This window comes from Phenylobacterium sp., assembly GCF_046291545.1.
Lineage (GTDB): Bacteria > Pseudomonadota > Alphaproteobacteria > Caulobacterales > Caulobacteraceae > Phenylobacterium.
Map to the genome: position 1 here is coordinate 419964 of NZ_JBKBSM010000001.1, position 12662 is coordinate 432625.

Annotated in this window: 16 protein-coding genes; 9 read left to right on the forward strand and 7 right to left on the reverse strand. The window is 69.2% G+C overall.

The features are described 5' to 3' along the window. The first annotated feature begins 104 nt into the window (after positions 1-104). The 7 genes from ACK4YQ_RS02050 to ACK4YQ_RS02080 all read left to right on the forward strand — a co-directional run bounded on the left by ACK4YQ_RS02050 (position 105) and on the right by ACK4YQ_RS02080 (position 5248). Positions 105-1076 (forward strand): IS1595 family transposase, encoded by a 972-nt coding sequence (locus ACK4YQ_RS02050; protein ID WP_409607769.1) that lies wholly within the window; start codon positions 105-107, stop codon positions 1074-1076. Between the two features lie 290 nt (positions 1077-1366). Beyond that, positions 1367-1966, forward strand: a complete 600-nt coding sequence (locus tag ACK4YQ_RS02055) for a Panacea domain-containing protein (protein ID WP_409607771.1) — start codon at positions 1367-1369, stop codon at positions 1964-1966. Then, complete coding sequence (locus tag ACK4YQ_RS02060; protein WP_409607773.1) at positions 1967-2284, forward strand: hypothetical protein; 318 nt, start codon at positions 1967-1969, stop codon at positions 2282-2284. It abuts the gene before it with no gap. 72 nt (positions 2285-2356) lie between these two features. Then, the gene (locus ACK4YQ_RS02065; RefSeq protein ID WP_409607775.1) at positions 2357-2899 is read left to right on the forward strand and encodes a hypothetical protein; all 543 of its coding nucleotides are present in this window, start codon (positions 2357-2359) and stop codon (positions 2897-2899) included. 153 nt (positions 2900-3052) lie between these two features. After that, the gene (ftsY, locus tag ACK4YQ_RS02070; protein WP_409607777.1) at positions 3053-3988 is read left to right on the forward strand and encodes a signal recognition particle-docking protein FtsY; all 936 of its coding nucleotides are present in this window, start codon (positions 3053-3055) and stop codon (positions 3986-3988) included. Then, on the forward strand, positions 3985-4572 hold the full coding sequence (locus ACK4YQ_RS02075; protein WP_409607779.1) for an inner membrane-spanning protein YciB: 588 nt from the start codon (positions 3985-3987) through the stop codon (positions 4570-4572). The genes ftsY and ACK4YQ_RS02075 overlap by 4 nt, the downstream gene beginning before the upstream one ends. A 91-nt stretch (positions 4573-4663) precedes the next feature. After that, positions 4664-5248, forward strand: coding sequence for a MarR family winged helix-turn-helix transcriptional regulator (locus ACK4YQ_RS02080; protein ID WP_409607781.1), 585 nt, complete (start codon positions 4664-4666; stop codon positions 5246-5248). 35 nt (positions 5249-5283) lie between these two features. On the opposite strand, the gene ACK4YQ_RS02085 is transcribed toward ACK4YQ_RS02080, so the two are convergent. The 7 genes from ACK4YQ_RS02085 to ccmA all read right to left on the reverse strand — a co-directional run bounded on the left by ACK4YQ_RS02085 (position 5284) and on the right by ccmA (position 8944). Beyond that, on the reverse strand, positions 5284-5550 hold the full coding sequence (locus ACK4YQ_RS02085; RefSeq protein ID WP_409607783.1) for a hypothetical protein: 267 nt from the start codon (positions 5548-5550) through the stop codon (positions 5284-5286). A 60-nt stretch (positions 5551-5610) separates the two neighbouring features. Further along, positions 5611-6126 carry a DsbE family thiol:disulfide interchange protein gene (locus ACK4YQ_RS02090; RefSeq protein WP_409607785.1) on the reverse strand — a complete coding sequence of 172 codons (516 nt, stop codon included), beginning with the start codon at positions 6124-6126 and terminating at the stop codon, positions 5611-5613. Beyond that, positions 6123-6275 (reverse strand): heme exporter protein CcmD, encoded by a 153-nt coding sequence (gene ccmD / locus ACK4YQ_RS02095; protein ID WP_409607787.1) that lies wholly within the window; start codon positions 6273-6275, stop codon positions 6123-6125. The genes ACK4YQ_RS02090 and ccmD overlap by 4 nt, the downstream gene beginning before the upstream one ends. 2 nt (positions 6276-6277) lie before the next feature. Further along, on the reverse strand, positions 6278-7006 hold the full coding sequence (gene ccmC / locus ACK4YQ_RS02100) for a heme ABC transporter permease CcmC (protein WP_409607789.1): 729 nt from the start codon (positions 7004-7006) through the stop codon (positions 6278-6280). Positions 7007-7083: 77 nt separating this feature from the next. Then, the gene (locus ACK4YQ_RS02105; protein WP_409607791.1) at positions 7084-7590 is read right to left on the reverse strand and encodes a Spy/CpxP family protein refolding chaperone; all 507 of its coding nucleotides are present in this window, start codon (positions 7588-7590) and stop codon (positions 7084-7086) included. Between the two features lie 74 nt (positions 7591-7664). After that, on the reverse strand, positions 7665-8330 hold the full coding sequence (gene ccmB, locus ACK4YQ_RS02110; RefSeq protein ID WP_409607793.1) for a heme exporter protein CcmB: 666 nt from the start codon (positions 8328-8330) through the stop codon (positions 7665-7667). Then, positions 8327-8944 carry a heme ABC exporter ATP-binding protein CcmA gene (gene ccmA / locus ACK4YQ_RS02115; protein WP_409607795.1) on the reverse strand — a complete coding sequence of 206 codons (618 nt, stop codon included), beginning with the start codon at positions 8942-8944 and terminating at the stop codon, positions 8327-8329. Before ccmA ends, ccmB begins: the two co-directional genes overlap by 4 nt. 236 nt (positions 8945-9180) lie before the next feature. Between ccmA and acnA the strand changes: the two genes are divergently transcribed. Beyond that, on the forward strand, positions 9181-11871 hold the full coding sequence (gene acnA / locus ACK4YQ_RS02120; RefSeq protein ID WP_409607797.1) for an aconitate hydratase AcnA: 2691 nt from the start codon (positions 9181-9183) through the stop codon (positions 11869-11871). Between the two features lie 63 nt (positions 11872-11934). After that, the gene (locus tag ACK4YQ_RS02125) at positions 11935-12630 is read left to right on the forward strand and encodes a DUF1223 domain-containing protein (protein ID WP_409607799.1); all 696 of its coding nucleotides are present in this window, start codon (positions 11935-11937) and stop codon (positions 12628-12630) included. Positions 12631-12662: the final 32 nt, after the last annotated feature.

The window sequence follows — 12662 nt, forward strand, 5'->3', positions numbered from 1 at the left end:
GAAAATCCTTGACGTCCGTCTCGACTTATGTTCTTGTTTTGTTCATGTCCGGAGCGGGCAATAACATACTTGACTCAGGAAGTCACTCAGGCTATATTGGGGTCATGGAAACGAAGCCCGCCCCTCAGCCCAAGACCCTCATGGAAGCGGTTCGCTATTTCGCGGACGCCGACCGCACGCTTGCGATGGCGGTTGAGCTTCGCTGGCCGGAGGGCGTGCATTGCCCGACCTGCGGGCGCACGGACGTTCGGTTCCTGTCGACCCGCCGCATCTGGGAATGCAAGGAGAAGCACCCCAAGCGCCAGTTCTCGGCGAAGGTTGGCACGATCTTCGAAGACAGCGCCCTTCCGCTGGACAAGTGGTTCGTCGCGATCTGGGCGGTCGCCAACTGCAAGAACGGGATCAGCAGCTACGAGCTGGCCCGCGCCGTGGGCGTCACGCAGAAGTCGGCTTGGTTCATGCTCCACCGCATCCGCATCGCCATGGACGCGGGCTCCCCGACCAAGATGGGCGGGATCGTCGAGGCGGACGAGACGTTTATCGGGGGTCTCGCCAAGAACATGCACGAACGCAAGCGTAAGCAGCGGGTCACAGCCGGCGGCGGCGACGCCGACAAGATGACTGTCATGGGCCTCATCCAGCGTGGCGACGGCAAGGTCGCCAGCCGGGTCCATGCCCGCGTGATCCGCGACCGGAACGCCAAGGCGATCCAGGGCGTTGTGCGCGAGATGGTGGAGCCCGGTTCCATGGTCTTCTCGGACTCGCACATGAGCTACCGGGGCCTGAGCGCCGACTACTTCCACGCCTATGTGAACCACGCTGTGGAGTACGTTCGTGGCCACGTCAGCAGCAACGGCGTGGAGAACTTCTGGAGCCTCCTGAAGCGCACCGTGAAGGGAACGTACGTCTCGGTCGATCCCCACCACCTGAACCGCTACCTGGGCGAACAGGCGTTCCGGTTCAATGAGCGCAAGGACAATGACCTTGGTCGCTTCCGAAACGTGCTAGGCTCCGTCGCAGGCAAGCGCCTGACTTGGAAGGACCTGACGAACCATGCCCTCTCGCCCGCCTTCTGAAGGCGTCCCCAAGGACGCGGAAAACGAAGAGCCGGAAGCCAAGGTGACGCGCGGTAATTTCGAAGCCCTCGCGAGGGGGCTCTTTCGCGTGACGCCTAAGCAGTACGCCATCGCCGAAGAGCGACGTCGAGAGGCTGGCGGCGACAAGAAGGCATGAATGTGGAGGAGGTGTAGCTCTGCCGCAACATTCTTGCAGCCCTCCCCTCGCGAAACGCCAAAAAATACCCACTTTTTGTTGGTAGAAACTTAAACCTCCCGTAGCGCACGATTCGTGCCGCGAATGATTCCCCTTGAGTCAAGAGGAACGGGCGCTAGAACGGCTGGTTGTAGAAACGGAGTTTGACCCCATGAACCGAGCGAAAATGAAAGCGCTCGTGCATTACGTGATCGCCAAGAGCGATCCGTCACGCCTGGGCGCCGTCCGACTGAACAAGATCCTTTTCTACATCGATTCAATCGCCTTCCGAGCGGACGGCCAATCGGTGACGGGGGGGACGTATGTCAAGCGTCAACTGGGACCGGTTCCGAAGGATATTCTCAGCATCCTAGGTGAGCTTGAGCACGAGAACGCGATTGTCATCCGCAATCGCGATCGGTTTGGCATGTCGATGCGTGAATTTATTGCCCGGACCGAAGCCGACACGTCGGCTTCCCTCTCCGATGACGAACTAGCCCTTACCGAGTCTGTGCGCTCTGTGATCTGCGAGGATTTCACGGCGAACGGCATTAGCGCTCTGTCACATGATAAGGTGTGGGAAGCCGCGAATATCGGTGAGGTTATCCCTCTCGCAGCTACGCTCGTCGCTGGCGAAGGGGAGTTCAGAGACGAGACCTACAAGTGGGCGGACTCTGTCGTCGCTCGCTACGAGGCGATTCAGAAAGTCGCCTAGATGACCTGGAAGACGCTGCGCACTGTCATCCACGAGTTGGACGTATCCGTGCTCGTGGATGCCCTGACGGAGCGCCATCCCCGCTTCGCTGAGGTCTGGGAGGGCATAGAGTGGCTTCTTGCCCGGACCCCAGACCTTAAGGGGTCCGCACGCCGTGAGGGCGCGGAGAACATCCGCATTCATCCATTTGCGGGCGATGAGTTGGCCGGAACACCCGACGTCTGGGTCGTCTACAAATTCGACGACAACGAAGTCGTGATTCTAGGCGTGACGGTTCCCGACCCTGTCGAGGGTGCCGAAGGCGCAGGGGATACCTGAAGCATCACCGACCGCGACCGATTTTCGGGTCTGCTGAGTCAGGTATGTTGTTGCCCCGGAGCGCCCAAGGAGATGGTCGAGCGGCAGGGCCGCATGCTGGCCGAGCTTTCCGAGCTCGGCATGAGCCTGGCGCGCCGCACGCACGAGCGCGCCATGGCGGCCGAGGACCCCGACAGGGCCGAGCGCCTGGCGCTCGCCTTCCATCGCATGTCCCGTTCCGTGCGCCAGACCCTGGCCCTGGAGGCCCGCCTGGAGCGCGAGGCCCGCCGCGACGCCGTCGAGGCCGAGCGCCGCGCCGATGAGCATCGCCGCGAGGCCGTGCGCGCCCGCCGAAGCTATGTCGGCGGCGTCGGCTCGCGCCTGATCTGGACCGAGGCCGAGGGCGACGAGGTCTCGGCCCTCCTGGTCGACCTCAAGCGCTGGGTCGACGAGGAAGCCTTCTTCGAGGAGGACTTCCTCGCCGCCCCCGTCGAGACCCTCGTCGAGCGCCTGCGCGAGGACCTGGGGCTGGCCGCCGCCGATCCCGATGAGGACGAGGACAGGGACGAGGCGGACGGGCGCCCCGCGGACGGCGCCGCCGGACCCGCGCTCCTGGAGCCGCACAGCTCGGCCTAGCGCCCTTCGCCGCGGACGCCTCCGTCCGGTTTCACCGCCAGCCCGCAAGACGCGGCCAGGGCGCCCGCGCCCTTGGCCTTCTTGGCGCGCCTGATGGCCGGATCGGCCCTTCGCCCAGGTGACGGCGGGCGGCGCTAAGGCTAGAAGCCCCGCATGACCGAACCCAAGAAAGGCTGGTTCCAGAAGCTGACGGCGGGCCTGTCGCGCACGTCCAAGCAGATGAGCGACCAGCTCGCCGGCGCCTTCGCCAAGGCGCCCCTCGACCAGGCCAAGCTCGACGAGCTGGAGGAGATGCTGATCGAGGCGGACCTCGGCCCCCACTCGGCCGCTCGCATCACCGAGCGCTTCGCCGCCGAGCGCTTCGGCAAGAGCGTCGACGAGACCGAGATCAAGGAGGCCCTGGCCGAGGCGATCGGCGAGGAGCTGGCCGCCCGCGAGGGCGACTTCGACCCGCTGGCCGGGCCGCGCCCCTTCGTGGTGATGTTCATCGGCGTCAACGGCTCGGGCAAGACCACCACCCTCGGCAAGATCGCCGCCGACCTGAAGAGCCGCGGGGCCAAGGTGCTGATCGCCGCCGGCGACACCTTCCGCGCCGCAGCGGTCGAGCAGCTCAAGGTCTGGGCCGAGCGCGCCGGCGCCGACTTCATCTCCCGGCCCACCGGCTCGGACGCCGCGGGGCTCGCCTACGAGGCCCTCGAGAAGGCCAGGGCCGAGGGCTACGACGTCCTTCTGATCGACACCGCCGGGCGCCTGCAGAACAAGCAGGGCCTGATGGACGAGCTGCACAAGATCATCCGCGTGGTCCGCAAGCTCGACGAGACGGCGCCGCACGAGACCCTTCTGGTGCTCGACGCCACGGTCGGGCGCAACGCGCTCGCCCAGGAGAACATCTTCGGCAACCAGATCGGCGTCTCCGGCATCGTCATGACCAAGCTCGACGGCACCGCGCGCGGCGGCGTGCTGGTGCCGGTGGCCCAGGCTTCGGACTCGCCCATCAAGCTGATCGGCGTGGGCGAGGGGATCGACGACTTGCAGCCGTTCCGCGCGCGCGCCTTCGCCCGCTCGCTGGTCGGCCTGGAGGAAGCATGACGCGGCTCAGTCCCAAGGCGCACAAATGGGTGCGCGGCGGCGTCGACTACGGCCCGCTCTTGGCCTTCGTCGCCGTCAACTTCGCCACCCACGACCTGATCAAGGCCACCGGGGCCCTGGTCGCCGCCTCGGCGGTGGCGCTGACCGTCGGTTTCGCCGTGGAGCGCCGCATCGCCTGGATGCCGCTGGTGGCCGGCGGCGCGGCCATGGTGTTCGGCGGCCTGACCGTGCTGTTCCACGACGAGACCTTCGTGAAGATGAAGCCGACGGTGATGAACACCCTGTTCGGCGTCGCCCTGCTGGGCGGCCTGGTCCTGCGCAAGAACCCGCTGAAGGCCCTGCTCGGCCAGGCGCTGCACCTGCCGGAGGCGGCCTGGCGCACGCTCACCCTGCGCTACGGCCTGTTCTTCCTGGCCCTGGCCGCGCTCAACGAGGCGGTCTGGCGCACCCAGCCCGACGACGTGTGGGTGCTGTTCCGCTTTCCCGGCCTGATGATCCTGGCCCTGGTCTTCTCCTTCACCCAGGCGCCCCTGATGATGAAGCACGCCAAGGCCGCCGAGGGCGAGGCGCCGCCGAAGGGCTGAGCCCGGCATCCGCCGTTCACGGACCTTCCGTCGTCAAATCTACGCATTGACGCTATAGGTTCAGGCTCCAAATCCTGAATGGAGGCGGTCGATGGCGAAGGACAAGACGTCTGACAAGGGCAAGTCGGCCGCAGACGACGGCGTCCCGGCGCTCGACCGCTCGCCGAGCCATCTCCTGCACCGGGCCCTGCAACTGGCCCTCGACGTCTACGCCGAGGAGGTCGGCCCCACCGGCCTCACCCAACGTCAGTACGCGGTGCTCGCCGCCGTCGAGGCCCGCGAGGGCCTGACCCAGACCGATCTGGTGCGGATCACCGGCATCGACCGCTCCACCCTCGCCGACATGGCCCAGCGGATGATCGCCAAGGGCCTTCTGGTGCGCGAGCGCTCGGCCGAGGACGCCCGGGCCAATGCGGTGCACCTCAGCGAGCAGGGCCGGCTGGTCCTCGCCGAGGCGAGCCCGCGGGTGGCCGCGGCCGACGCGCGGCTGCTGCGGCTTCTGTCCTCCGGCAAGCGCGACGGCTTCCTGTCCCTGCTGCGCGAGCTCGCCCGGGCCGATCTTCAGGCCCCCCCGGCGGCGGCGGGCGACAAGAAAAAGAAGAAGAAGGTGAAGGCCGAAAAGGCCGAAAAAGCCGCCGTCGACGGCAAGAAGAAGAAGACGAAGAAGGCCGCCTAGGGCTTTCCTCCGCGCCGAGGGCCGCGCTCAGCCTCTCACACGCGGATGTCCAGCAGCGATCCGGGACGCAGCGGCGTCTTCGGGGCGTCCTGCGCTTCGGCGGCGGCTGGCGGCGGGTCCGCGGGGCGGGCCGCGGCCGGCTGCGCGGCCTGCGGTCGCTGAGCCTGGACAGGGGCCGCGGCGGGCTCGGCCTTGCCGAGGGCGGCCTGGAAGAAGGCCTTCTGCGCGGCCAGACGCGCGGCGTCGGGACGCGGGGCGACCGCCGGGGCCGGCGTGATCGCAGGGCGGACGGGAAGCGCCATGGCGGCCTCGCCTATGGTTAACGAGACCCTGACGTTTGGCCCGCCTTGGCGAACGAAAGGTTAACGCCTCGCCTTCTCCAGGAGCGCCTCGGCGCTTTCGGGCGTCAGCGGCCCGGTGTGCTTGGCGATGATCACACCGTCGGAGCCGACCAGATAGGTCTCCGGCACGCCGGTGACGCCGAACTCCACGCCCGCCCTACCGTCACGGTCCACCAGCCGCGCGGCGAAGGGATCGCCGAGCCGCCCAAGGAAGGCGCGGGTGTTGTCCGGCGCGTCCTTGTAGGCGATCCCCACCACCTGCACGCCCTCGGCCTTCAGCGCCACGAGAACCGGGTGCTCGATCTCGCACGGCGCGCACCAGGACGCGAAGAAGTTCACCAGGATCGGCCCCTTGGCCGCCTCGCGAACCCGCACCTCGCGCCCGTCCTCCAGGGCGGGGAGCGAAAGGTCAGGGACCGGCTTGCCCACCAGGGCCTCGGGCTGGACCTGCGGATTGCGGTTGAGGGCGTAGAGCCCGAACAACAGCCCCAGGGCGACGAGCACGCCCAACGGCAGCAAGGCCAGCCAGCGGCTCATCGACGCCGCGCGTTCAGCTCTTCGGCGCGCTTGCGCCAGCGCCGCGACAGGGCCAGGGAATCTGCGACCATGGCGGCGAACACCACGACGGTGACCGCGAAGGCCGGCCAGACGAAGGCGGCGTACTTGCCGGCGTCGAAATCGAGCATCGTCAGCTCCTCGCGGCGCGCAGGGCCGCAGCCTCGGCGCGGCGGCGCCAGACCTCGGCCCGGGTGCGCACCAGCCACAGCGAACCGAACGCCGCCATGTAGGCGAGGCCCATCAGCAGCAGCGGCCAAAGGAACACCGCCGACATCGCCGGCCCGTCGGCGCGGAACACCGATGCGCCCTGGTGCAGGGTGTTCCACCAGTTCACCGAATAGTGGACCACCGGCAGATTGACCGCCCCGACCAGGGCCAGGATGGCCGCCGCCCGCGCGCCCTTGGCCTCGTCATCGATAGCCGCGCGCAGGGCCATGTAGGCCAGGTAGAACAGGAACAGGACCAGCACCGAGGTCAGGCGCGCATCCCACACCCACCACGCGCCCCACATCGGCCGGCCCCAGAGCGCGCCGGTGATCAGGGCCAGGAAGGTGAAGGCCGCCCCAAGGGGCGCGGCCGCCTGAGCCGCGGCGTCGGCCAGGGCGTGACGGAACACCAGCGCCAGGAAGCTGGCTCCCGCCAGGCAGGCGTAGACGAACATGCTCAGCCAGGCCGCGGGCACGTGGATGAACATGATCCGCACCGTGTCGCCCTGCTGGTAGTCCTCCGGCGCGGCGAAGCCCAGCCACAGGCCCGCAAGGGCCAGGATCACGGCGATCACGCCGAACAGGGGAGCCGCCCAGCGCGAGAACGCCATGAAGCGCTCGGGATTGGCCAGGAATGCGGGCGCCGGGATCATCAGGCGCACTTAGCCCCCGCCGCCGTTTCCGGCAAGGCGGGGGCGGCGTTTCGGCGCGTCGCGGCGTCCGCCTGCGGTCAGCCGCGTCCCTGGCCCATGCGCTGACCGCCCATGTGGCGGCCTCCGCCGTGGTGCATCGGGCCCATGGCGTCGAACGCCTTCTGCTGCGTCGGCGTCAGTTGCGCGTAGAACCGCAGGGTGGCGGCGGCCCGCTTGTCGAACTCCGCCTGCCGGCGGGCCATCATCGCCTTCATGCGCTCGAGGCGCTCGGGGGTGGTCAGCTTGGCCATCTCCTGGCGCTGGCCGCGCATGGCCTGCCGCGCGCCCTCGGGCGGCTTCATGGCCGCGACATAGGCGTTTAGCGCGGGTTCCTGCTCGGGCCGCAGTTGCAGCATGGTCTTCAGGCGCTCGGTCATGCGCGCGGCCATCTCGGCCGGATCGCGCATCGCCTTGCCGCCCTGCCCGGCCATGCGGGCTTCGGCCGCCGGCCTCTGCGCGGGCTGGGCCTGGGCCTGGACGGCGAGGCCCGCAGACAGGATCGCCGCGCCAAGGACGAGAGACCGGAACTTGGTCGAATGGGTCAAGGATTACTCCTGGTTCGTGACGCCCCTCAGACCTTCAACGGCGCACGCCGCAGAGTCCGTCGCGTAAAACCGCGTCAGGAGAGCGCATTGCGGCAGGCCGCCGCCATCGCCAGCGGGCCCAGGGCCACCGCGCCGGCCGTATAGGCGCCCAGCAGCGCAAACCCGGGGCGCCACGGCAGCCCGCCGGCGAAGGAATCCAGCGCCCCGCCCCCGAAGATCACCGGCGCGACGAACAACGGCAGCACGATCACCGCGGTGAGCAGGCCGCCGCGCCGCGCGCCGAGGCTGAGCGCGGCCCCCACGCCGCCGGTGAAGGCGAACGCCAGCCCCCCGAGCAACGCGCAGACGAAGATCAGGGGCGCCAGGGCGGTGTCCGCCCCCAGGGCGATCGCCGCCACCGGCGCGGCCAGGGCCAGCGGCGCGCCGGTGGCGATCCACTGGCCCAGGCACTTGGCCGCGCAGGCCAGCTCCAGCGGAACCGGCGACAGCGTCAGCAGGTCCAGCGCGCCGTCCTCGTAGTCGCGCTCGAACAGGCGGTCGAGGGAAAGCAGGGAGGCCAGCGCCAGGGCCACCCAGGCCGCGCCGGGGGCGATCGCCGCCAGGCGCGCGGGCTCCGGCCCCGTCGCCAGCGGCAACAGCGTCGCCACCCCGGCGTAGAAGCCGACGGTGACGATCGGACCGCCGCCGCGGCCCCAGGCCAGCACGATCTCGCGACCCAGCAGGGCTGACAGACGGCTCATTGGACCGGCTCCGCAGCGCCCACGTCCAACGACTGGGCGGGCACCGGCAGAGGATCGTGCACGGCCGCGACGATCAGGCCGCCGTCCGCCAGATGGCGGGCCATCAATTCGCCGAAGCGCGCCCGCCAGCCTGCGTCCAGCGGGCTCATCGGCTCGTCGAGCAGCCACAGGGCCCGGGGGGTGGCGAGCAGGCGGGCGAGCGCCAGACGGCGGCGCTGGCCCGCCGACAGGCGGCGAACCTCCAGGTCCAGGAGCGGGGTCAGCTCAAGGGCCTCGGCCGCGTCCAGCGCCTCCGCTTCGCCGGCGCCCAGCCAGCGGCTCCAGAACACCAGCTCCTCGCGTGCCGTGCGGCCGGTCTTCAGGCCGTCCTGGTGGCCGACGAAGTGGACGTGCTGGGCGCGCGCCTCGGCCGGCTCCAGCTCGCCGAAGCCGATCCGTCCGCCCTCGAGCTCGACCAGACCGGCGATCGCGCGGAGCAGGCTCGTCTTGCCCGCCCCGTTCCGCCCAACCAGAGCGGCGGCCTGGCCGGCGGCCAGGTTCAGCTTCAGCCCCTCGAACAGGAGCCTGCCGCCGCGGCGAACCGCCAGATCGTCGAGTGTCAGATGTTTGATCACGCCCGGGCCTTAGCGCAGCACGGAGCCGGCGTCGCCTGCCGGGTTGCTGCGAACCGCTCGCAGGCGCCTGCGCGCGCATGGACGCCGCCAAATCCGAGGTCTATGAAGCGCCCGGCCGTCGCCGTCTTCTGGGGCGTACGCGGCGCGGATTCGGACGCTGTGTGTCCGTCTCTTGAGCGCGCGATCCGTGAAGCTGGGTCTTGGGCGGCCGTGGACAGAGGAAGGATCCGTAAGACATGGCGTCGATCGACAGCCTGAAGACCCGCCGCGAACTGACGGTGGGCGACAAGAGCTACGTTTACTACAGCCTGCGCGCGGCGGAAGAGGCCGGCCTTGAAGGCATCTCCAAGCTCCCCGTCTCCATGAAGGTTCTGCTCGAGAACCTGCTGCGCAACGAGGACGGCGTCTCGGTCGGCATGGACGACCTGAAGGCGGTGGCCGCGTGGCTCGCCAACAAGGGCGCCACCGAGCACGAGATCAGCTTCCGCCCCGCCCGCGTGCTGATGCAGGACTTCACCGGGGTTCCGGCGGTGGTCGACCTGGCCGCCATGCGCGACGCCATGACCAGCCTCGGCGCCGACCCGGAGAAGATCAACCCGCTGAACCCGGTGGACCTCGTCATCGACCACTCGGTGATGGTCGACTACTTCGGCAACGCCAAGGCCTTCGGCGCCAACGTCGAGCGCGAGTACGAGCGCAACATGGAGCGCTACCGCTTCCTGCGCTGGGGCTCCTCGGCCTTCAACAACTTCCGCGTGGTGCCCCCCGGCACCGGCATCTGCCACCAGGTGAACCTGGAGTACCTGGCCCAGACCGTCTGGACCGGGGAAGTCGACGGCGCCACCGTGGCCTATCCCGACACCGTGGTCGGCACCGACAGCCACACCACCATGGTCAATGGCCTGGCCGTGCTGGGCTGGGGCGTGGGCGGCATCGAGGCCGAGGCGGCCATGCTGGGCCAGCCGATCCCGATGCTGATCCCCGAGGTCATCGGCTTCAAGCTGACCGGCGCGATGCCGGACGGCGCCACGGCCACCGACCTGGTGCTCACCGTCACCCAGATGCTCCGCAAGAAGGGCGTCGTCGGCAAGTTCGTGGAGTTCCACGGCCCCGGACTGGCGAACCTGACCCTGGAAGACCAGGCGACCATCGCCAACATGGCCCCGGAATACGGCGCCACCTGCGGCTTCTTCCCGGTCTCCAAGGCGACCATCGACTATCTGGCCGCCACCGGCCGCGATCCGGACCGCGTCGCCCTGGTCGAGGCCTACGCCAAGGAGCAGGGCCTTTGGTCGGAGCCGACCGACCCCGATCCGGTGTTCAGCGACACGCTGGAGCTTGACCTCGGCTCGGTCACCGCCTCGCTCGCCGGCCCCAAGCGTCCGCAGGACCGCGTGCTGCTGACCAACGCCGCGGCCGAGTTCAAGACCGCCCTGGCCAACGACTTCGGCAAGGCCGAGACCATGGCCGAGCGCTACAAGGTCGAGGGCGAGAACTTCGACATCGGCAACGGCGACGTGGTGATCGCCGCCATCACCTCCTGCACCAACACCTCCAACCCCTCGGTGCTGATCGGCGCCGGGCTGGTGGCCAAGAAGGCGGTGGAGAAGGGCCTGCAGGTCAAGCCGTGGGTGAAGACCTCGCTGGCCCCCGGCTCGCAGGTGGTCACCGACTATCTGAAGAGCGCGGGGCTGACCAAGTACCTCGACGCCCTGGGCTTCAACCTCGTCGGCTACGGCTGCACGACCTGCATCGGCAACTCCGGGCCGCTTCCCGAACCGATTTCCGAAGCGGTGCAGAAGAACGACCTGGTGGCCGTTTCGGTGCTGTCGGGCAACCGCAACTTCGAAGGCCGCGTGAACCCGGACGTGCGCGCCAACTACCTGGCCTCGCCGCCGCTGGTGGTGGCCTACGCCCTGGCCGGCTCGATGCAGATCGACCTGGCCAATGATCCGATCGGCGAAGGCAAGGACGGCCAGCCCGTCTACCTGAAGGACATCTGGCCCTCGACCGAGGAAATCACCGCCCTGCAGCGCAAGCACGTGACGAACAAGATGTTCGCCAGCCGCTACGCCGACGTGTTCAAGGGAGACAAGGCCTGGCAGGGCATCAAGGTGTCCGGCGGCCAGACCTACAACTGGGACATGGGCTCGACCTACGTCCAGAACCCGCCCTACTTCCAGGGCATGAAGATGGAGCCGACGCCGGTCACCGACATCGTCGAGGCCCGCATCCTCGGCGTCTTCGGCGACTCGATCACCACCGACCACATCAGCCCGGCCGGTTCGATCAAGGCCACGTCGCCCGCCGGCGTCTACCTGCGCGACCACCAGGTGCCGACCTCGGAGTTCAACTCCTACGGCGCGCGCCGGGGCAACCACGAAGTGATGATGCGGGGCACCTTCGCCAACATCCGCATCCGCAACAAGATCACGCCGGACATCGAGGGCGGCGTGACCAAGCACTTCCCCTCCGGCGACGAGATGTCGATCTACGACGCGGCCATGCGCTACCAGGGCGAAGGCCGCCCGCTGGTGGTGTTCGCCGGCAAGGAGTACGGAACCGGCTCCTCCCGCGACTGGGCGGCCAAGGGCACCAAGCTCCTGGGCGTTCGCGCCGTGATCGCCGAGAGCTTCGAGCGCATCCACCGCTCGAACCTGGTCGGCATGGGCGTGCTGCCGCTGCAGTTCATCCAGGAAGGCTGGCAGAAGCTGAACCTGACCGGCGAGGAGATCGTCACCATCCGCGGCCTGTCGGAGCTTTCGCCCCGCCGGCAGCTGACGGTGGAGATGTACCGGGCCTCCGACGGCCGCATCGCCCGCTTCCCGGTGCGCTGCCGCATCGATACGCCCACCGAGCTCGAGTACTTCAAGAACGGCGGCGTCCTGAACTACGTGCTGCGCAACCTGGCCGCCAAGGCCGGCTGACGCCGCAACGCGCCGCGCCCGGCCGGCTGTAACCGGCCGGGCGCGAGCCGCGAACTGATGGGCATGAGCATGCTTCTCCTCACCGCCCTCGGCCTCTGCGCCGCCCTCGCCGCCGGCCCCGCCGGCGCTTCCGCCTCCGCCGCGCCTGCGGTGGTGGAGCTCTTCACCAGCCAGGGCTGTTCCTCCTGCCCGCCGGCGAACGCGGCCGTGGCGGCGCTCAGCACGCGGCCGGACGTGATCGCCCTGTCCTTCGGCGTGACCTACTGGGACGACCTGGGCTGGGCGGACACCTTCGCCCACCCCGACTACACCGCCCGCCAGCGGGCCTACGCCCGCGCGCTGGGCCACAAGGGCCCGTTCACGCCCGAGGTCGTGGTCAACGGCCGCGCCGACACCGTCGGGAACACCCAGGCGAAGATCCTGAAGCTGGTGGCCAGCGCCCGGCCCGCGGACGCCGCGCGGGTCGTGGTCGAGCCGCGCGCCGTGCGCCTTTCGGCGGGCCGCGCCCCCGTGGGCGGCGCCGACGTCTGGCTGGTGCGCTACGATCCGCGCACCATCGCCGTGCCGGTCAAGCGCGGCGAGAACACGGGCAAGACCCTGCCTCACAAGAACGTCGTGCGCGAGCTGAAGCGCCTGGGCCGCTGGACCGGCCAGGCGATCGACTTCGCCGCCCCCGCCGCTGGGGCGGGGCTGAAGACCGTGGTGCTGGTCCAGGCGCCGAACGGCGGTCCGGTGCTGGCGGCCGGCCGGGACGGCTGAGCCGGTCACACCTTGTTGAATCCCACGTGACG

Bases quoted from the DNA above. Each gene is read 5' to 3' on its own strand.
- ACK4YQ_RS02075 (WP_409607779.1), top strand. From the start codon at position 3,985: ATGACGCGGCTCAGTCCCAAGGCGCACAAATGGGTGCGCGGCGGCGTC.
- ftsY (WP_409607777.1), top strand. From the start codon at position 3,053: ATGACCGAACCCAAGAAAGGCTGGTTCCAGAAGCTGACGGCGGGCCTG.
- ACK4YQ_RS02085 (WP_409607783.1), bottom strand. From the start codon at position 5,550: ATGGCGCTTCCCGTCCGCCCTGCGATCACGCCGGCCCCGGCGGTCGCC.
- acnA (WP_409607797.1), top strand. From the start codon at position 9,181: ATGGCGTCGATCGACAGCCTGAAGACCCGCCGCGAACTGACGGTGGGC.
- ACK4YQ_RS02125 (WP_409607799.1), top strand. From the start codon at position 11,935: ATGAGCATGCTTCTCCTCACCGCCCTCGGCCTCTGCGCCGCCCTCGCC.
- ccmC (WP_409607789.1), bottom strand. From the start codon at position 7,006: ATGATCCCGGCGCCCGCATTCCTGGCCAATCCCGAGCGCTTCATGGCG.
- ccmB (WP_409607793.1), bottom strand. From the start codon at position 8,330: ATGAGCCGTCTGTCAGCCCTGCTGGGTCGCGAGATCGTGCTGGCCTGG.
- ACK4YQ_RS02065 (WP_409607775.1), top strand. From the start codon at position 2,357: ATGGTCGAGCGGCAGGGCCGCATGCTGGCCGAGCTTTCCGAGCTCGGC.
- ACK4YQ_RS02090 (WP_409607785.1), bottom strand. From the start codon at position 6,126: ATGAGCCGCTGGCTGGCCTTGCTGCCGTTGGGCGTGCTCGTCGCCCTG.
- ccmD (WP_409607787.1), bottom strand. From the start codon at position 6,275: ATGCTCGATTTCGACGCCGGCAAGTACGCCGCCTTCGTCTGGCCGGCC.
- ACK4YQ_RS02050 (WP_409607769.1), top strand. From the start codon at position 105: ATGGAAACGAAGCCCGCCCCTCAGCCCAAGACCCTCATGGAAGCGGTT.
- ACK4YQ_RS02060 (WP_409607773.1), top strand. From the start codon at position 1,967: ATGACCTGGAAGACGCTGCGCACTGTCATCCACGAGTTGGACGTATCC.
- ACK4YQ_RS02080 (WP_409607781.1), top strand. From the start codon at position 4,664: ATGGCGAAGGACAAGACGTCTGACAAGGGCAAGTCGGCCGCAGACGAC.